The sequence below is a fragment of the Guptibacillus sedimenti genome (assembly GCF_028610665.1).
GTDB classification, from domain to species: domain Bacteria; phylum Bacillota; class Bacilli; order Bacillales; family Guptibacillaceae; genus Guptibacillus; species Guptibacillus sedimenti.
The window spans coordinates 18,908-38,085 of sequence record NZ_JAQQWV010000006.1 but is presented as its reverse complement, the minus strand read 5'-3'; the positions used below and the strand labels follow the sequence as shown (position 1 = coordinate 38,085).

The window sequence follows — 19,178 nt, the reverse complement described above, 5'->3', positions numbered from 1 at the left end:
CATGCCTCGAGATCATTCTCAAAGGACGATCGCTTTTTGATAAGTATAAAATCAAAACACAAAAAATGGGACCCCACCCCGTGGATGGGACCCCTCCTGTGTGGAAATCGAAGCATCCCATCCAAAGATGGGGCTCCATTCTTGCTTGTACCCTGCTAAGCATTATCTCTAACGTTAAAACCAAAAAATGTTTTCGGGAATATTTTCCTTATCGCTTTTATACTTTATCTAAGAGCAACAATGTGTCATTCGTGCTAATATTTCCAGCTTGAATGACTCGAGCATACATTCCAAAAAAATTCTCGTGTTCTTGCGCAATTTTCTTCAATAATTCAGGCTGTTTTTCTCCTGTTTTAGGGTCAACCGTGATGATCATACACCGTTCACAGGGCTTTGTGAATTGAATGAGTACCTCTTTCCCAATTCTCAAATATTTCCCTTCCCACGCTTGTTCTACAAATGGAGTTTTTTCAAATAAGTTAAGTTTCAAGTTTGGTCGAAATCGCCGTTGATCCGTTTGTTTTCCCCATGACTCCTCTAATGCCTGAAGAGAAGCGTCAGTTAGAATCAGTAGATGTTCTTCCTCAATCGGTCCGATCGGAACGTGTTCAGGATGGTAAACCTTTTTTGTTAGCTGTTTCGACGTTTTTGTTTCTAGTTCTGTTAGCCAGGTTGAGTCCGACCATTTAAATGTTTCTCCCTCTGGTGTCACAATAACAGGTTCAGGATAACCATCTAGTGATTCATGTGCACTGAACGATGCTTGATAGCGCACGAGTGATGGAAACTGTGTAATTGTTAAAAACGATTGCTTCTCATCTAAAATGACGTGACTTCGATCACCATAAAGTCCATAGTTCATGACCATCGTCTCTGTAACGGCTTCACCTGTCATTGATTTCACAGGATGACGCATGATTTCACTTAGTGTGCCAATTTGAATTGTCATCAGCTCCTATCTCTCTTTAGTATAACCAAAGAGAATAAAATGCATTTTTTCTATCAGTCTAGTATAAACAACAAGAGATTTGCATAGAACTAGTAGAAACAAAGGAAAAAGGAGAGAGATAAATGGAAATTAAAGAATACTACTCCATTACCCTCTATAACGAAAGACGCAGAGCAATCTTTCATTCAGAAGATGAGTACGATAATTTTGAAGAAGCACAGCGTGAAGGCTATGTCTTACTTCGTAATCATCCAAAAGCAGATTTGTATTCAGTGGAACGCTTCTTTGCAGTAGAAGACGTCTAAAGTAATCTCTTTTTCTCAACTAACCTCTTAAGTCTACTATCGAGCTCAGCTAATTTCTCATCACCAGGAAGGAGTAAACTAATCTCACTTATTACCGCAGAAATTTCGTTATCTAAAAGCATCTTTTGTTCTTCGTCTTTTTTTGAAGAAACAAAAGAGCTTTTTTCTTTTACTCGACTCCGAAAATCAGATAAGTTCATTTCAACCCTTTTCACTCTTTGATCTTCAAACACTAACAACCGATCACACATCTTTTCCAAGAAATACACATCATGTGACACAATAAGTAAACTACCTGTAAAAGATTGAAGGGTAGACTCCAACTGCTCTCGTGAAGGCAAATCCAAATGATTTGTAGGCTCATCAAGGATTAATAGATCATACTTGCTCATCAGCATACGCGTTAGCTTAAGTTTTGTCCTTTCTCCAAGACTAAGTTGGTTAATTGTGGCGTTCACTCTTTCCATTCCCATCGAAGCCAAAATCGATTTTGCCTGAAAGATTTCTTCCTTAGTTACTACATTTAAAACGTCAAGAGGAGTCTTGTCTTCCGGAAGATCATGGACATCTTGCGAAAGATACCCAATCTTAAGTGATGGACTTTTCCACACTTCTCCTTCGCTCGGTCGTTCCAATCCAAGCAACGTACGTAGCAATGTTGTTTTCCCACATCCATTTTCCCCAACAACCCCCATTCGTTCCCCATACTTCATATAGAAAGAACTTCTTCGAAATAACCATCGTTCCTCATAGCATTTGCCCGCATCCATCGCTTCTAACAATCGTTTTCCACGTGAATTGTTTTCCTGAAATTGAAATCGAATCTCTTTCTCCTGATCAGGTTGTTCTAATTTATTTTTCTGTAGTTCCTTCTCAAGTCGTTTTTGTTTTGACTTTACCTGGCGATCCATTTTTTTCGCCTTCATTCGGTAATACTCCTTAGCTCCATCTTGCTTCGTTGATTCCCGATGTGCTTTTTCTGACCACTTCGTTAATCCAGCAAGCTGCCCTTCTATTCGCTTTACTTCTTTTTGTTGTACGGAATAGTGATGAAGCTGTTCTTCATATCGATTTTGCTTTTCAATTCGATACGCGGAATAGTTCCCTTGATAATCATTTATCTTCCCCGCTTCAACTTCAAGGATTCGACTAGTGGTTTGGTCGAGAAAATAACGATCGTGAGAAATAACAAGAACCGCTCCTTGAAAAGAATGAAGCTCCCGAATCAACCAATTAACACCTTTTTCATCTAAATGATTTGTCGGTTCATCGAGAATCAATAAATCCGGATTCGTAGACCAAACTTTTGTGAGCGCAAGTTTTAACTTTTCGCCACCGCTTAAATTCTCCTCCTCTACATTAAGTGAACGAATCCCTAATTCCTTTTCTCTTTTGAAATCGAAAGAATCCCCATCCACTCTATGGTTCTCAATCATCCCCTCCTGATCAATCGATTGCTTTAAGTAACCAATTTTTCCTTTACAAGAAATAGTCCCTTCATCTGGATCAATCTCTTTGACGATCATCCTTGCTAGAGTTGTTTTGCCAGCACCGTTAGGCCCAACAATACCAATCCGCTCACCTTGATGGATATCGATATTTACATGCTGAAATAGCCGATTTTCATTAAAAGTTTTCTTCAATCCTTTGATCGACATAACGTTCATCGAATCTCCCCATTCTCTATTTCATTTTTTGGGGGAGTAAAAAACCTCCCCATTTTCTGGAGAGGTCTGTCAATCCATATACCTACGCACGCTAAAAGAACGCATCTTAAAGAAGCACATTTCAGCAAGCGTGGAAGGTTAAAAAGACAGACTAATCCTATTCTCCAGAATCTCAATTTCATTTATTGAAAGTTGATCTGAAAAAATAAGATTAGTTTTCCATCGCTTCTTAACCATTCCCTTCGTCTTTTGTTGTCATTAGTTTAAAGAAAAGTCAAAATAATGTCAATATTTATAAGGGTGTTGTTAAATCCCAACAATTAGAAGTTGTAAGAGAAGTTTTATCAAATCCCGTCGATTTTTATCTGTTTTTAGTACAAAAGGACCCTATAATCTCTCGTATTTGAGGCCGATATTAAAAATAGTTAAGAAATACTTTCCATTTGATACTAATTTTGAAAGGAGGTTATGGGAGTCGTTGATGTGAGGTCACTGTGTACATAAAAAATAGACAAACAAAATATGGGGGAATACACATCGTGCGCAATAAGCTTTTTACGTTAATAATGGCCATAATTCTAATTTTCACAGGAATAAGTTTTCCAGAAAAAACATCAGCAAGCAATGATGTTGAACGTATTAGTGGAGCAAATCGAATTGAAACGGCGATTGAAATTTCTAAGAAAGTTTCACCAGGAACGCTAACAACAACTGAAAAAGCCGTTATCCTAACTCGTGCTGATATGCCTTTCGATGCACTAGCGAGTTCTGGTTTAGCCGGTGTGAAACAAGCTCCTATCCTATTAACTGGATCAACAAAACTTGATTCTAACGTTGCAAAAGAGCTTGAACGACTTGGAACCAGAAAAATTTACATTCTAGGTGGTACCGGAGCAATCAGTCAAGATGTTGAGAATCAATTAAAACAAAAATACACCGTGTCACGATTGAAAGGGTCAGATCGTTTTGAAACGGCCAACGCAATCAATCAAGCCGCTGGACTTGATCAAACTTCGACAGCTATTATCGTTAATGGCATGCAAGTAGCTGACTCTCTTTCAGCATCAAGCGTAGCAGCTATTAAACATTATCCTATTTATTTATCGACTGTTTCAAAGGCACCTAAGCTTCCTTCAAGCATTAAGACAGTCTATTTAATTGGCGGGTCTTCTGTAGTCTCTGAAGATGTGCGTACTCAATTAGAACAACAAGGCAAGAAAGTTGTCCGTCTTTCGGGAAAAGATCGTTTTCAAACAAACATTGCCGTTAATGAAGCTTTCTTCGCCTCTAGCTCATCTTACATTCTAGCAAGAGGAACTTCCGTACTAGCCGATCAGGAAGATTACCCTGATGCTGTAGCAGCAGCCTCTTTAGCAGAGAAATTTGATGCACCTGTTGTTTTAGCACACGATGTGAAACCTATTACAGATGTTCAAACATATCTCTTTCAAAATGCCTCTTCATTAATGGTACTAGGTGGTGAAGGTGCTCTTTCTTCTAGTATTGTCAATTCCTATAAAATGAAAGAACAAGTAGAAGAAGTTGTTTTAGAAACGGGTATTGTAACAGCTTCGAGCCTAAATGTGCGTACAAGTCCTGAAATGAGCGGCACAAAAATCGGAGCATTGCCACGTAATGCTGAAGTTGCAATCTACGGTTATGCTGGAGATTGGGCAAAAATTAAGTATCAGGGTCAAGTAGCTTATGTTCACAGTGGTTACCTACTCCTTCAAAGCAGTGACTCATTAAACAACTTAACCATTGTTGTCGATGCTGGTCATGGAGATCATGATCCTGGTGCAAGCAATGGCAAACTATTAGAAAAAGACATCAACCTTGATGTTTCGCTTTATCTCGAGAAAAAACTTAAGTCAGCTGGAGCGAACGTTGTCATGACGAGAAGAGATGATACGTTCTTAGAGCTAAGAGAGCGTTCAACTATCGCCAATAACTTAAATGCCGATGCGTTTATTAGCGTGCATACAAATGCAGCGAGTGAAGCAGCTCATGGAATTGAAACGTATTGGTACGATAAATATAGCTCAGCGGAAAGTAAAGCTCTTGCAGAAAGCATTCAAAAACGATTAATTGAAGTAACAGAAGCAAATAATCGTGGCGTAAAGAACCAGAGCTTCTCAGTAATTCGAGAATCAAAGATGGCAAGTGTTCTTGTCGAAGTCGGTTTCTTAACGAATAATGAAGAATACAAGCTTCTTCTTACACAAGAGTATAGAGAAGAACTTGCTGAAGGCATTTATCAAGGGGTATTAGATTATTATAAAACGAAGTAAATGTTTGAAAAGGACCCTCCAATTATTTAGGAAGGTCCTTTTTCGTTTATAAATCACATCTGGTGTTATCCGTCAGTGAAATTATCATTTATAACCCAAGACCAATCGACGTTTGATTTGTATAAGATGTATAGGCAATCAGTTGATTAATCTCAACGATTTCTTTTTCACTATAGCCATGTTCTTTTAGTTTCTCTAGATCCGCTTTCTCCAGGCTCTTTGGATTCGTAACAAGTTTCTCTGCATAGCTTAGAATACTTTTCAAATGACTCTCAAAGGCATTGGAGCTTTTATAGTTATTAAGCTCCTCAAGAATAGACTCATCTCCACTAATTTCTTTTAACAAGTTTCCATGCCCGGTATAACAAAATTCACACCCATTTAATTGAGAAACAAAAACCACAACTGCTTCTGTTTCAAATTCATTTAAAACACCAGCTTTAACAGCAGCTGCTAAAGGCATAAACGTTGAAAAAATATCAGGACTTTTCGCAATCAATCGATTAAATACAGGAACGGGATGTTCCAGATCTTTGTAGATGTCAAGCTCCTTTATATCTGATTGTTTGGCAGGTTTAATCCACGGCATTTCAATCATCCTTTCTTTATCCATTCTATATCATAACAAAGATTTTTTATTATTCATAAAAAAAAACCCATTGTGCAAGGAATACAATGGGGTGAGCAGGTTTTAAAACGTTTCTTTTTTCATTCGACGATATTTTCCGATCATCGCATAAAAGACCGGGACGAAAACGAGTGTTAATAAGGTAGAAGTAGTCAGTCCACCTATGACCGTAATCGCAAGTCCCTTTGAAATGAGACCAGATGCTGAATTCGAAAGCGCAAGAGGAATGAGGGCAAAAATTGTTGCAAGAGCCGTCATGATGATTGGACGCAATCTCACTTTTGCCGCTTCAACTAAAGCCTCTGTCAGTTCTAAACCGTTCATTCGGTTCGTTTCTACGCGATCAAGTAACACTACTGCGTTCGTGACTACAATACCGATTAGCATAAGCATCCCAATCATTGCACTCATGGAGAGCGTTTGACCTCCAATAAGGAGCCCCGCTAACGATCCGCTTGGAACAAAAATTAAGGAGGATAGAATGACAATCGGTGTAACAATTCCTCTAAACGTTAGACTTAGTACAAAAAACACGAGAAGAATCGCTGCAAGCATCGCAAGTCCAAGGTCAGCGAAGCCATCCGTAATCATCTCCTGACCACCTCCAACTTCCATTTCAACGCCTTCTGGTAAGGAAAGCACACGAAGATCTTCTTCAACAGATTGTGTCATTCGTGCTGTGTCATCAGATTTGATATCAGCCGAAATGGAAGCAGACGTTCTGCCCTCATCATGATAAAGCGTTACTGGTGCTGTTGTTTCTTCAATTGAGGCAACATCTGATAATGGTTGTATTCCATTTGCAGTTGGAATCTTAAGCTCTTCTAATTCCTTCTTTGATGTTACTTCATCATTATAAGAAAGAGACATTTCCCATTTCTGATCATCAATTTCAATTGTCCCACCATCAAGTGGTTGCAAACGACTGTTTACAATCTGCATAACCTGGAATGGACTAACATTCGCTTTTTCACCTTCATCGGTAAGCGACATGGTCCATTTTGGTTGAACTTCTTCGAGATTGTTCGAAACGTTCGTTAACTCATTGTCCTGTAATAGAAGTTCCTCAACTTGAGTAGCAGCTTCTGTCAACTTCTCCTGGTCGTCTCCATACAAGCTAACATCAATCGTGTTCCCGCTCGGTGGACCTTCCTGTTGAACTTCTGTTGCTTTAACAGTTCCTTCTTCATAAACTTCTTCTACAATGTTTTGAACATCTTCTTCATACGTCTCCATCGTGCTTTGAAGATCATCACTATTCGTTAGCTTTACAAAAACAGTCGTTTCATTTTCTCTTGATTGTCCTGCTCCTTCACCTGGAATTGGGCTACTAGATAGTCCGATTGATACCTGGCTGTAGTCGACCTCTTCTTTTTCAGTCAGATAATCTTCAATTTGACTTGCAACCTCATTCGTATTGTCAAGCTGTGTTGTAGCTGGTAGCGATACATTCAGTTCAAAAGAATCACTTTCTCCAGCTGGCAGGAAGGAAACGCCCAAAGCCGGTATCATGGCAAGTGAACCTACTAGTAATAGAACGGATGTTACAATGACGAGCGCTTTTTTCTTAAGTGCCCCTCTTATAAAACGTTCATATAAATGGTTTAATTTTGATTCCTTCTCGTGATGTTTTACTTTCTTAAAGAAAGCACTACCTAGTACCGGAATCAACATCAGTGCAACTAAGAGTGAGATCGAGATTGAGAAAACGACAGCCAAACTAAATGGTCTGAAGAACTCTCCAAGTATCCCTCCCACAAATGCGAGAGGTAAGAATACTACGAGTGTCGCAATTGTTGAAGAAGTAATAGCTCCAAGTACTTCTTTCGTCGCATAGTAGGTTAGTGCTTTGTTGGACAACTCTTCTTTATTCTCCTGACGCCATCTATATATATTTTCTATAACAACAATACTATCATCCACAATTCGCCCAACAGCAACGGCTAAACCACCCAACGTCATAATATTTAACGTATAGCCAAACTGATCAAGTAGGGCAATTGTTCCTAGAATCGAAATAGGAAGAGAAATAATGGCGATAATCGTTGCACGAATGTTTCTTAGGAACAAGAGAATAACAATGACTGTGAACAGTGCGCCGAATCCACCTTCTTTAAGGAGAGAAGAAATTGATTTCTCCACTTCTTCACCTTGATCAAGGATGGTGAATAGTTCCACGTCATCTGTTTCATATTCCGCGAGAACTTCTTTCACATGATCGACAACATCCTTCGTATTTTCATCCTGACTTTTTGTTACCTGAATAAGAAAGCTTTCCTGTCCATTGAACCGAGAAATTTCATTTTTCTCTGATGCTTCTGTAACTTCAGCAAAATCCGTAAGAACAACTTCCTTACTTTCTAGTGGTGAGCTTTGCTGTCCCACTTGTGATGTCTGACTGTTTTCAATTACAAATTTTGTGTCTTTTAGTTTATCAAGTGAGTCAATAGAGCCTTGTAATTTAACTGGAATCGTCGTATCTTCCTCATCCACTGATCCAAGGGGGAGACTATATTCGCTCTGTTTGATCTTATCCTTAATATCATTTAACGTAAGACCATATTCGCTTGCCTTCTTTTCATCCACTTCAATAGAAAGTGTTGTTTCCTTTATTCCGCTTAAGCTTACACTATTCACTCCTGGAAGTCCTTCAAGCTCTGGAACGATATCATCTTCAAGCTTTTGTTGAAGCTCATCCGCATCTTCAGATGAGAGCGCAGCTTCATAGATTGGCCGTGCCCCAGCTGACATGCTTATAACCTCAACCACTGCTTCATCCGGTAGTTCCGCTTTCGAGACGATGTCTTCTAGCTCTCGTTTCGTTTCCTCAATATCCGTACCAAACGGGTACATGAGGGAGATTACACTAGCGTTTTCAGAAGATGTACTCGTTAAGTCATCATACTTGTTGCTATTTTCGAGTAGATTTTCAATGGGTATCGTAACCTCCTGCTCAACGGCCTCGGCAGAAGCACCTGGATAAACCCCTTGAATAATAAGCGCTGGGAATGTGACATCCGGATAAGTTTCTACCTTTATCTGATTAGTTGAAATGATACCAGCTGCCAATACAAGAATCGTTAATAATAAAACACCAACTGAATTCTTCAAACTAAATCTAGTAAGAAATTTCATCTCATACACTCCTCTTTTCTTGATCTGGAATCAGTATACGACGCGAAAATGAACGCATTATGAACAAACTCATTTCATTTTTCAATGCGATTTATAACTCCATCTCACTCGAGGCTAGTCAGGGATAAAGCGTTAATCTTAAAATGAAAAAGCGAAAAGAAACATTTATGTTTCTTTTCGCTTTTTCATTTTAGGAAGTGTAATTGTAATCGTTGTACCAATGCCTACCTTACTTTCAAGCAAAATATTTCCTTTGTGAAGATGAACGATACGTTGGACGATCGCAAGTCCAAGTCCGCTACCTCCATTACTCGACCTTGCTTTATCCGCTTTATAAAATCGGTCAAATACATGCGCTTGGTCTACTTCAGGAATACCACAGCCTGTATCTCGCACTTCGACCATTACTTCTCCTGCTTTCTCTTTCATTTGAATAGTGATAACACCATTTGATTCCGTATACCGAATACTATTTGATAGTAGATTTATCCACACTTGGCTGAGTTGATCATAGTCCGCTTCGATTTGAACTTCTTTTAAATCAACCTGAACTTCGATCCCTTTTTCAGCCCACATCGCTTCAAGTGATACAATCACTTCCCTTAGCTGTTCATCAAGTGAATAGTTTCTTAAGTGAAACATAGGATCATCTGCATCAAGTGTCGTCATCTTTAAAAGATTTTCGCTTAATTTGGATAAGCGCTCTGTTTCTTTTTGAATAATCCCAAGGTATTTTTTTCGCTCAAGCTCATCTAACATACTATTCTGCAAAACTCGGGCATAGCCACCAATCGATGTAAGTGGAGACTGTATTTCATGGGAAACATTCGCAACGAATTCCTGACGCATTTCTTCTAAATGCCTTAAATCATGCGCCATATGATCAAAACTTCTCGAGAGGTCTCCTATTTCATCATGACGTTTACTATTGATTCGAACAGTAAAATCACCTACCGCTACTTTTTTTGTCGCTTCTGTCAGGTGTTGAATGGGACGAACAACATACCTCATTAATATGACAAAAATGGAGCTTCCAATAATAAGTACAAGTAGTAAAGTCGTTAGCATCACTCGTTTAATTGTATTCTCTTCAAGCGAAAGATCAGGTCTAATAAAAAGAGCGTAACGACTATCGCTGTCCTGAAATGGTAAGCCGACATTTAATTGGGACGGAGGCGAAGCTGTCCGATCATTCACACGAACTACCCCTCCGTTTAACACCTTTTCGATGTGTTTTGCGGAAATTCGCCACTTCCCATTATCAATAGGCTGTACTGCTTTTCCAGATTCATCATAAAGGATAAGATTGTAATTAAAGGTTGGGATATTTCCAATAAATTCTGAAGGATCGGTGTAGCTCGAATTCTCATATAAGGCGATTGTTTGACGTCCTACTTCGGTAATGTCTTTTTGGAGACGCTCTCGGATGGTATCAATATAAAAAACATTCATAATCCAGAATGATAGTATGAGACTGATCAAAACAACCCCGATATAGATGACGACACTTCTGAGGTAGATCGACCGCTTCATTTTAATAGCTCCAGACGATATCCTAGTCCACGCATGGTTTTAATAGCAAAAGGTATTTCCCTACTATAAAACCTTTCTCTAATTCGTTTCACGTGGACATCTACTGTTCGATCGTCTCCTTGGAAATCATAACCCCATATTGATTCAATTAACTGATTTCGTGTAAATATCTTACCTGGAGTGCTTGCTAATTTAAATAGAAGCTCAAACTCTTTTTTGGGCAAAGAAATGCGATCCTTTCCAAGCACTACATCATATGATTCAGCATTCATTTCAAACAACCCTATTGATATTTTCTTTGCACTTTGAATGTGATATCTTCGTAATAATGCCTTTACCCGCATGACAAGTTCAATAGGATCAAATGGTTTGACGACATAATCATCCGTTCCAAGTTTAAACCCTTTCACTTTATCTGAGGCCTGTCCCCTTGCCGAAACCATGAGAACAGGAATATCGTAATAAGCTCGAATTTCTTCGCATAGTTGCCAGCCATCAACATGCGGCATCATAATATCGATTACCGCTAGATCAACCTTATTAGCCTCAAGAATTTTTTCTGCTTCTTTTCCGTCTGAAGCTTTCTTAACGAAATATCCCTCTTTTTCTATGTATAACGCCATTAAATCTAGAATGTTTTGATCATCATCTGCAAGTAATATCGTAATCATTACCACTAGCTCCTTTTCTATATTAATAGTGTACTTCCCAAGTATGAATAGAATATGAACGAGTAATAAAAATTGAACCGGTTATTATTGCAAATGGTAAAATAAATTCGATAGAACTCTTCAGAAATTCGAGGTGTAATCGAATGCAGTTAATACACGACTTTTTTGTCAATATGATGATTATACTGGCTCTACTTTTTCTTTATTATCAATTTTTCAGAGAAGAAAATCTAACACCGACATCTTCAATCAAAAGAAAATTCCTTAGCGGTTTGTATGCTGGCATGATAGGAATTTTGCTGATGATTTATAGCATTCAAGTTGTTGATAGCACAACCATCATCGATTTAAGACATATACCACTTTTACTGGTCACCTTATATGGAGGACCATTGCCTGGGATGATTGCTCTTATTGTTATCCAAATAACGCGTTTTATAATTGGAATAAATCTTTCTTCTTTTGTTTCACTCGGTTTGTTAACTTCTCTTTATATCGGTTATCTTTTCTTTAGAAAATGGAAGGTTTCATTTATCGCCATAGCATTCTGGATGATTATTTATTCCAACATTGCCTTCAGTATTATCATCGTATACGTATTACTTGATATAAAAAGCTTATTTAGTGAAATTAACGTTCTCTATTGGATTACATCCACTGTGACAGGGGCGATGGCGCTTTACACAACAGAACATTTACGAAAAACAAATCACCTGTTTAAAGAATACAAAAAGAGTGCTACCATCGATCCGCTTACCGGGTTAAACAACGTAAGGAGTTTTGATGAAGCGTTAAACAGCGCAATACAAGAATCTACAAACGCTGAAAAGCCATTGTCTCTTCTAGTAATTGACATTGATCATTTCAAACATGTGAATGATACGTATGGTCATGCAGCTGGAGATACCATTTTGGCTCAATTTGGTAAGACGTTAAGAATTGCCGCCAGAATGAACGATATTGTATCTCGTAATGGTGGAGAAGAATTTACCATTTTACTAGATAATTGCTCGAATAGAGAGGCATTAGCGATTGGTGAACAGGTCAGATCCACAATCGAGGAAATTTCTTTTTCGATTAATAAGGATATTAGCATTCATATAACTGCCTCAATCGGTACGAGTACTTTTCCCGAAACGGTCCCATTTCCTGCTCAGCTTTATCGAGAAGCAGATGAGGCTCTTTATCAAGCAAAACGAAGTGGACGAAACCGCATTTGCTCAAATGAAAAAACTATGAAAGTCTATGAGTATTAAAAAAAGGGGCCAATTGCCCCTTTTTCATTTTGATCTAGTGACTACAATATAATAAAGCTCCCACTGCTCCACTAAATTGACCATGAGGTGGAAAGTTGGCGTTGATATCAAATAGTTCCTCAATCCGTTCAAACTGCTGTTTCAATAATGGATTCGATTGAAAAGTAGAACCGATAAATACAATGGTTGACGTAGAAATGGTTTTCGTAAATGGAATCGCCATCATTAAAATCGACTCGGAAATCATTCCAATTAAGCATGCCAACACATCTTCGTCTTTTACTTCTTGCTGCTTAATCCGATCAATAAAGCCAAAGTTACTGGCAGTTAAATCACCATCAATAGGAGAGGCACCTTCATAAATATCATTCACCTTTAAATCAATGCCATTTCGTTCTCCTTTTGCTGCTAGCTGAGTAATCTCCGAAAAGTCTGTTCGACCTGTCAATAAATAAGAAAGGCCCAAGAGCATCCCGCCCCCTACACCCGTTCCTCCAAGTCGTTCAGCACTTTTACAATGAACAGAGTGAATCGAGGTCCCCGTGCCAACGTTTACGAGTAAGTAATCGTCAGGAAGGGTTAGATTTGATCGTTCTAAAATTGCTCGAACGCCATTTGTCGTCGCCTCGAATTCTGGAACCAGTTCAACTTCATTTTCAACTAGCTTAGCAAGGACCGATTGCTTCCCTCCAGTGATCTTCAACTTTGATTTTGGATGGTGATCTTTAAGCCACGTCACAACCTCATTGATATCATTCAATGGAAATATTTTATAATTGTATTCACCTTCCTTAAGGTGAACTGTTTTAATCAACGTTCCACCCGCATCTATCCCAACGAGATCAGTCATTTCATCCCTTCTTTCATATCTCACATATTCTTAAGACTAACGTTACTATGTATGTGGCTCCCCCTTTATTCGTATAAAGAGGGTAGGGTTAATCCCCACCCTTTGGAAGCTGAATATAAACACGTGTTCCTTCTCCTGGTTTACTCTCAATCCGAAGACTACCTTTATGCTCCGAAATGATTTTATTACTCACAGTCATACCAAGGCCTATGCCTTTTTCTTTATTTGTATAAAACGGCACACCGATTCGCTCAAGTCTTTCTTCTTCAATTCCAACGCCATTGTCATGGATCTCAATGGAAACGTTGTTTCGATTTTCTTCAAGAATGACATCGATTTTGCCATTTTCCTCAATCGCTTCAACTGCATTTTTTAGAATATTAATAAACACCTGCTTCATCTGATTTTTTTGACAACAAATGACGATTGTTTTTAACTGACTGCTAATATTAATTCTAATGTTTTTAGAAGCAGCCTGCGGTGTTAATACGTTAATTGCATTTTTGATTAGTTTTAATAAGCTTACCTCAGCAACTTCACCTGCCTCTGGTTTTGCAAGGGAAATAAAGCCATTTATCACCTCTTCTATTTTGGCAAGCTCTCTTTCAATAATGTGATGATACATCCTATCATGTTCTGCTTCCTTCTTCGCTAAAAGCTTTAAGAAGCCCTTGATTGACGTAAGCGGATTTCGTATTTCATGTGCAAAACCAGCCGCCACGTCCCCAATGATTGCTAACTTTTCAATATTTTCTCGATATTGCTCTAGCTGTATTTTTTCAGTGATATCTCTAGCTATAAATACAAAATGATTTACTTGCTCATCCCCCTCGCTAACAGCCATCCCTTTCGCTTCCAGAATAACGCTGTGCCCAGAAGCATGCCGTTTTCGATAAACGGTTGTAATTGATTGTTTCGTTTCCGTTAAGGTTTGAATGGCTTTCTGACATTTCTCATAATCTTCAGGATGGATAAAAGTTAGGATATCCTTGTCGATGACTTCGCTTTGCTCATAACCTAATACTTCCTTATAGGAAGGTGAGGCGTAGACAGTTATCCCTTCATGATTCATCATACAAATTAAGTCATTGCTGTTTTCAAGGATCATGCGATGCTTTTTCTCATTTAATTGCAGTTTCATCTCAGCCTGGTGTTTTTCGGTCACATCTCTTGAAACGACGACATAAGAGCATTCTTCTTCGTTTAAGATGCACGTCCCCTGGGATTCAATATAACGAAAAACCCCATCTCTTCGCTGCATACGATACTTAATCATTAAAGGTTTGCGAAATTTAACCAGCTTATAAAACTCTGTTCTCACATGCTCCCTGTCTTCCTTATGAATATATCGAATCGAACTGCGCCCAATTTCCTCGTCTATGCTTGCTCGAGCATAATCTCGATAAGAAGGCGAGACATAAAGTAGTCTTCCGTTAGCATCAAGTAAACTAATAATCTCATTCATGTTCTCAGTAATGAGCTCATAGTTTGCGTACATTTCTTGTATTTTTTTGGTCTCATGATCAACCTCTTTTATAATCGCTGACGTTTGACCAAGAAAATTCTCCACTGGAATCGCCAAAACCTCTACAGAAACGGTGGATCCATCTTTCCTCAGCCACCGTTGAACGAAAGTGCCAGGATTCACTCCGTTGATCGAAGCCTCGATTCGCTTCAAAACAGTTTGCCTCTCTGATGAATGAATCGTCTCCCAGATTGACTTTCCTTCTAATTCACTTGAATCGTTATAGCCAAGAAGATGAACAGCTGCGGCGTTTAAATAAAGCCATTTCTCATTTTTTTGAACGACAAGTGCTGTTGTAGAGTCTTCATAGTACTTCACTAAATTCGTTACCTTACCCCTCTCTTCTTGTAATACATTGTCAGTAGGAGGGCCCGAGCTATTATAGGTCATATTCTCTTTGTTATAAGTCATAGCTACTCCTTCTAAAAATGATAGTTAATGAAATAGGTCTTTGGAGGGAGAAAAATGTTTCAATCATATCTTCTTGTAAGAGGGCGTATTTTCCTGCATAGTTACGTGATAATAAAAAAAGACCTCTCGAAAGAAGTCCTTTTTATTAAATCAGTTAAAGTACTTGTATCATTTTAGTTCCAACACCTATACTCCTAAAGTACTATTTACCTAATGAGGCAATTGTACGAATAGAGAAAAGTCATTTAGTTAAACTGTTATCATATTAAAACGGCTATTAAAAATGTTCTGCACACCATTTCCGTCCAAAGTCGACCACCTTCCTCTGATCAAATAATTTACAGACAGCACCACCGATTTTCATTGTTTGATAATTTTCAATTTCCTCAAATTCATATCCAATCTTCGCAAAACAATCTGAATCGTAGTCGATTTCGTTGTAGGTTTTCCAAACTCTCTCACCATTCTCCAACAGCGCAGCTGATTTTGTAACGTATACTTGATTTTTTTTCGCATGCTCAGATAAATGAAGAGAGGTATTGCTCTCATGACCAACACCTATGAATAGAATTTTTCCATTTAGCTCGTAAATTTTAGCTAGCGGAGAGGTTTCTCCAAATCCTGCTTGTAGCGGTTGATGCTCCGTCACGTACTCTCTATTCTTCCCCCAAGCTGTAAAAGAGTACATTGGATGATTACTTCTTACAACTCCCGGATATCGTCTAAAAAGCTCCGCAATCGCCCCCATACCTCTTGTTGCTGTTGTTTCGCGTGAGAATGCCGGCATATTCTCACGAATAACTGGCCACCATGACTCAGGTACGGGGGGTGCCATCCATTCTGCCGGATCCGAATTACCGGCCGATTGAGCAGGCATGACAAGCGTCCCCTCTTCTCCAACCGTTTCCATAAGCGCTTGAATAACAGCTTCTCCTCCTCCGCACACCCACCCAAGTGAACTAAGTGAGGTATGCACAATTAAAGTCATCCCTTCCTTTATCCCTAACTCCCGAAAGTCCACGACAAGACTACTGACTGTGTGTGGCATACAAACCGTATGAATCGCTTTTTTCTCCGTCATCTCTCTTCCCCCATTAACATTTCATATAATTGTTCTCGTTTTAAACTTAGCTTTTCTTTCTCAACAGATAAATCCTGATATTCTCTTCTGCAATTCGTCACGCTCATTTGCTGATCAATTTCAAAGAGACGTGCCTCGAGTTTTTCGACTTCTGCTTCTGCATCAAGTCCTACCTCCATTTCCACCGGATCCGTTTTAGTCTTCTTCTTTTTAACCGTAGAATCTTTTTCCTGCTGCAAGGTTTCAAGGTGCTTCTGTTTCGCATCACTGTAAGGATAAATATAGTGGTGGAGATGATTATTTTCTATCCAGTACGTTACCGGAAAACATTTATTTAAAAAATAGCGATCATGAGAGACACAAATAATGGTTCCTGTAAATTTGTCGAGTGCATCTTCTACTATTTCTCTCGAGTCAATATCCAGATGATTTGTTGGCTCATCAAGTACTAACAAGTTCAGTTTCTGACTCATTAACTGGGCCAATCGCAGTCGCATTTTCTCACCACCGCTTAATGATGATACTTTCGAAAAAACGCTGTAACCATAGAAGAGAAAGCTGGCTAACTCATGCCTTGCATCCGATTCAGAAACCTTTGCAGTATCCCGATACACATCAATAAATCTCTTTTCTTCACTTTCTTTCAGAACATGTTGAGACAGATAACCGACTTTTACGCTTCCACTTATGCTAACCTTTCCATCCTGAGGCGGAATAGAGCCAAGTAGCGCTTTCAATAGCGTTGTTTTCCCACTTCCATTTTTCCCTACTATCGCCACCCGTTCCCCGTAACGAATATGCAAGTTACTATTCTTTACTAATGATCCTCCTTGATAACCAATTGAAACATCCTCAAAACGAACGACATCTTTCCCGCTTCTCTCATTCAAATCGAATTCCAACCCCATTTTTCTTCGTTCTAGAAGAGGTCGCTTGATTTTATCTATGCGCTCAAGCGCTCTTTCCATATTCCTTGCCCGTTTGTGAAGCGCAGCATTCGGTGGATTCGCTTGATTTGCCCATTCTTTTAATCGTTTAATCGCTTCTCTCATTTTCTTCATTTTCTTTTGTTGCTCTTGATAAGCAGCAAATTCAGCTAGCAACATTTTTTCTTTCTTTTCTACAAAACCACTGTAGTTCCCCTGATAAACATGTAATTCACCATCTTCCAGGTCCATTATTTTCGTTACAACTTCATCAAGAAAATAGCGATCATGCGAAACAATGACAATCGTACCCTTATATTGCTGCATAAACGTCTCCAGCCATTCCACTGCTTCCACGTCCAAATGATTGGTTGGCTCATCTAGTAACAATAATTCAGGTTCTTGAAGCAATAACATACCAAGACTTACTTTCGTCTTCTCGCCACCGCTCAGTCGATCAAAAGATGTAGAAAGAAGGTCCTTGATCCCAAGTCCATTTGCGACATGGTGTATAGACGAATCAATTTCATATCCCCCTTTTCTTGTAAAAACCTCAAGCAATTGTCCATATTTCTTTAACGTGCGATCATTCTCATCCCCTCTCCCCATTTCCGATTCGAGTTCGCTCATTCGCTCTTGCATTGTAATAAGGTTAGTGAAAGCTTTTCTAAGAACTTCCTTAACTGTTAACTCAGAATCACTCGCAATTTGCGCTAAATAACCAACTTTTGTCCCCTTCTTATAATGAATAACCCCATGATCGGTTGATTCAATTCCCGCTATAAGTTTTAAAAGAGTCGTTTTTCCACTTCCGTTCCTACCTACGATTCCAACTCTATCATTCTCCATCACTTCAAATGAAAGATCCTCAAACAAGCCATTTCCACCAAGCATTTTACTAATTCCTTGCGCAGTACATATCATGTTTATCATCCTTTCTACAAACAAAAAAAACCACAAATAAGGTTACACCTTACCTGTGGTTTAATCTGGAATTTATCATCTTTAATCCAATATGAAGCCTCGTACTTAAAGAAAAAAGAGAACGGCAAATTGCCGCTCCCTTATCTGTTAATTTATCCATTCCGCCTGAAGCAGGGTAAGAGAGCCTTACGCTTTTTTTCTTATGAAGTTGCTGAATTTGGACACACTTGTCCCTTCAATAACAACTTCATGAAAAATCGCACGGCAAATCGATACATAATCCATAAATTCCGTACGAACAAAAGCGTTAGACATCTCTTCCTCACCTCCTCTAATTAATAATTCTATTCTATCTGAACTATCTGACAAAATCAACCCTCTGCTATTCGAAGCCCTACAACTGATATGACAACACAGGATATTAACACTAATTGCATCCGGTTCCTTGGTTCCTTAAACCAGTACATCCCAATTAAAACACTTCCCGCTGAACCGATTCCCGTCCAAATGGCATAAGCCGTACCTACTGGCAATGCCTTCAAAGATAAGGACAACATAAAAAAGCTCATCGATCCGAATAAGATCGTAAAAATAGATGGTTTTAATTTAGTAAACCCTTCAGATAACTTTAAACTAATAACACCGCCAACTTCACCAAGCCCAGCGATTAATAATGCAATCCATGCCATTGTATACTCCTCCTATGCTTCCTTCGCATTTAGCTTTAAGCCAATAATGGAAGAAATGAGCAATATGATAAAAAAGATTTTCATTAAACTAATTGATTCATTTAAAAACATCATGCCAATGACCGCTGTTCCTGCGGCTCCAAGTCCAGTAAAAATGGCATAGGCCGTACCCACAGGTAAATACTTTAGCGCTCTCGCAAAAAAGTAAAAACTCGTTACAATTCCTAAAATTGTTAACAAACTAATCATTGGATTCGTAAATCCATCGGAATATTTTAAACCAATAGCCCATAAAACTTCCATCAGACCACCTATTACAAGATAAATCCATGCCATG

16 protein-coding genes are annotated in these 19,178 nt (G+C 38.8%); 3 read left to right on the top strand and 13 right to left on the bottom strand.

All coding sequences use genetic code 11. The features are described 5' to 3' along the window. Positions 1-217 precede the first annotated feature (217 nt). Entirely contained in the window at positions 218-949 is a 732-nt protein-coding gene (locus tag PQ578_RS19140) for an MOSC domain-containing protein (RefSeq protein WP_337958034.1), read from the bottom strand. Between the two features lie 122 nt (positions 950-1,071). Here PQ578_RS19140 and PQ578_RS19135 point away from each other — a divergent pair, with 122 nt between their 5' ends. Continuing rightward, positions 1,072-1,254 (top strand): hypothetical protein, encoded by a 183-nt coding sequence (locus tag PQ578_RS19135; RefSeq protein WP_098442379.1) that lies wholly within the window; start codon positions 1,072-1,074, stop codon positions 1,252-1,254. Here PQ578_RS19135 and abc-f (PQ578_RS19130) read toward each other — a convergent pair. Then, the gene (abc-f, locus tag PQ578_RS19130) at positions 1,251-2,921 is read right to left on the bottom strand and encodes a ribosomal protection-like ABC-F family protein (RefSeq protein ID WP_273836101.1); all 1,671 of its coding nucleotides are present in this window, start codon (positions 2,919-2,921) and stop codon (positions 1,251-1,253) included. The two genes, PQ578_RS19135 and abc-f (PQ578_RS19130), sit on opposite strands and share 4 nt — an antisense overlap. 539 nt (positions 2,922-3,460) lie before the next feature. Here abc-f (PQ578_RS19130) and PQ578_RS19125 point away from each other — a divergent pair. After that, a complete protein-coding gene (locus PQ578_RS19125) occupies positions 3,461-5,212 on the top strand; it encodes an N-acetylmuramoyl-L-alanine amidase (RefSeq protein WP_273836099.1) in 1,752 nt (583 codons plus the stop codon). Positions 5,213-5,300: 88 nt separating this feature from the next. Here PQ578_RS19125 and PQ578_RS19120 read toward each other — a convergent pair whose 3' ends face one another. The 4 genes from PQ578_RS19120 to PQ578_RS19105 form a co-directional block, all read right to left on the bottom strand. Next, entirely contained in the window at positions 5,301-5,801 is a 501-nt protein-coding gene (locus tag PQ578_RS19120; protein WP_273836097.1) for a carboxymuconolactone decarboxylase family protein, read from the bottom strand. Positions 5,802-5,903: 102 nt separating this feature from the next. Further along, on the bottom strand, positions 5,904-8,975 hold the full coding sequence (locus tag PQ578_RS19115) for an efflux RND transporter permease subunit (RefSeq protein ID WP_273836094.1): 3,072 nt from the start codon (positions 8,973-8,975) through the stop codon (positions 5,904-5,906). A 165-nt stretch (positions 8,976-9,140) separates the two neighbouring features. Further along, positions 9,141-10,508, bottom strand: coding sequence for a sensor histidine kinase (locus tag PQ578_RS19110; protein WP_273836092.1), 1,368 nt, complete (start codon positions 10,506-10,508; stop codon positions 9,141-9,143). Beyond that, complete coding sequence (locus tag PQ578_RS19105) at positions 10,505-11,179, bottom strand: response regulator transcription factor (RefSeq protein ID WP_273836090.1); 675 nt, start codon at positions 11,177-11,179, stop codon at positions 10,505-10,507. The genes PQ578_RS19110 and PQ578_RS19105 overlap by 4 nt, the downstream gene beginning before the upstream one ends. A gap of 143 nt (positions 11,180-11,322) precedes the next feature. On the opposite strand from PQ578_RS19105, the gene PQ578_RS19100 reads away from it, so the two are divergent. Beyond that, the gene (locus PQ578_RS19100) at positions 11,323-12,435 is read left to right on the top strand and encodes a diguanylate cyclase (RefSeq protein ID WP_273836088.1); all 1,113 of its coding nucleotides are present in this window, start codon (positions 11,323-11,325) and stop codon (positions 12,433-12,435) included. A gap of 34 nt (positions 12,436-12,469) precedes the next feature. Here PQ578_RS19100 and coaW read toward each other — a convergent pair whose 3' ends face one another. The 7 genes from coaW to PQ578_RS19065 form a co-directional block, all read right to left on the bottom strand. Further along, the gene (coaW, locus tag PQ578_RS19095) at positions 12,470-13,285 is read right to left on the bottom strand and encodes a type II pantothenate kinase (RefSeq protein ID WP_273836086.1); all 816 of its coding nucleotides are present in this window, start codon (positions 13,283-13,285) and stop codon (positions 12,470-12,472) included. 88 nt (positions 13,286-13,373) lie between these two features. Beyond that, complete coding sequence (locus PQ578_RS19090) at positions 13,374-15,221, bottom strand: PAS domain-containing sensor histidine kinase (RefSeq protein ID WP_273836083.1); 1,848 nt, start codon at positions 15,219-15,221, stop codon at positions 13,374-13,376. Between the two features lie 277 nt (positions 15,222-15,498). Beyond that, positions 15,499-16,302 carry an AAC(3) family N-acetyltransferase gene (locus tag PQ578_RS19085; protein WP_273836081.1) on the bottom strand — a complete coding sequence of 268 codons (804 nt, stop codon included), beginning with the start codon at positions 16,300-16,302 and terminating at the stop codon, positions 15,499-15,501. Beyond that, complete coding sequence (gene abc-f, locus PQ578_RS19080) at positions 16,299-18,152, bottom strand: ribosomal protection-like ABC-F family protein (protein ID WP_273836079.1); 1,854 nt, start codon at positions 18,150-18,152, stop codon at positions 16,299-16,301. The genes PQ578_RS19085 and abc-f (PQ578_RS19080) overlap by 4 nt, the downstream gene beginning before the upstream one ends. A 186-nt stretch (positions 18,153-18,338) precedes the next feature. Next, positions 18,339-18,467: an RAxF-45 family protein gene (locus PQ578_RS19075; RefSeq protein ID WP_273836078.1), complete on the bottom strand. Its 129-nt coding sequence runs from the start codon at positions 18,465-18,467 to the stop codon at positions 18,339-18,341. 56 nt (positions 18,468-18,523) lie between these two features. Then, on the bottom strand, positions 18,524-18,841 hold the full coding sequence (locus PQ578_RS19070) for a DMT family transporter (RefSeq protein ID WP_160920218.1): 318 nt from the start codon (positions 18,839-18,841) through the stop codon (positions 18,524-18,526). Positions 18,842-18,853: 12 nt separating this feature from the next. Then, positions 18,854-19,177 carry a DMT family transporter gene (locus tag PQ578_RS19065; RefSeq protein ID WP_273836076.1) on the bottom strand — a complete coding sequence of 108 codons (324 nt, stop codon included), beginning with the start codon at positions 19,175-19,177 and terminating at the stop codon, positions 18,854-18,856. Position 19,178: the final 1 nt, after the last annotated feature.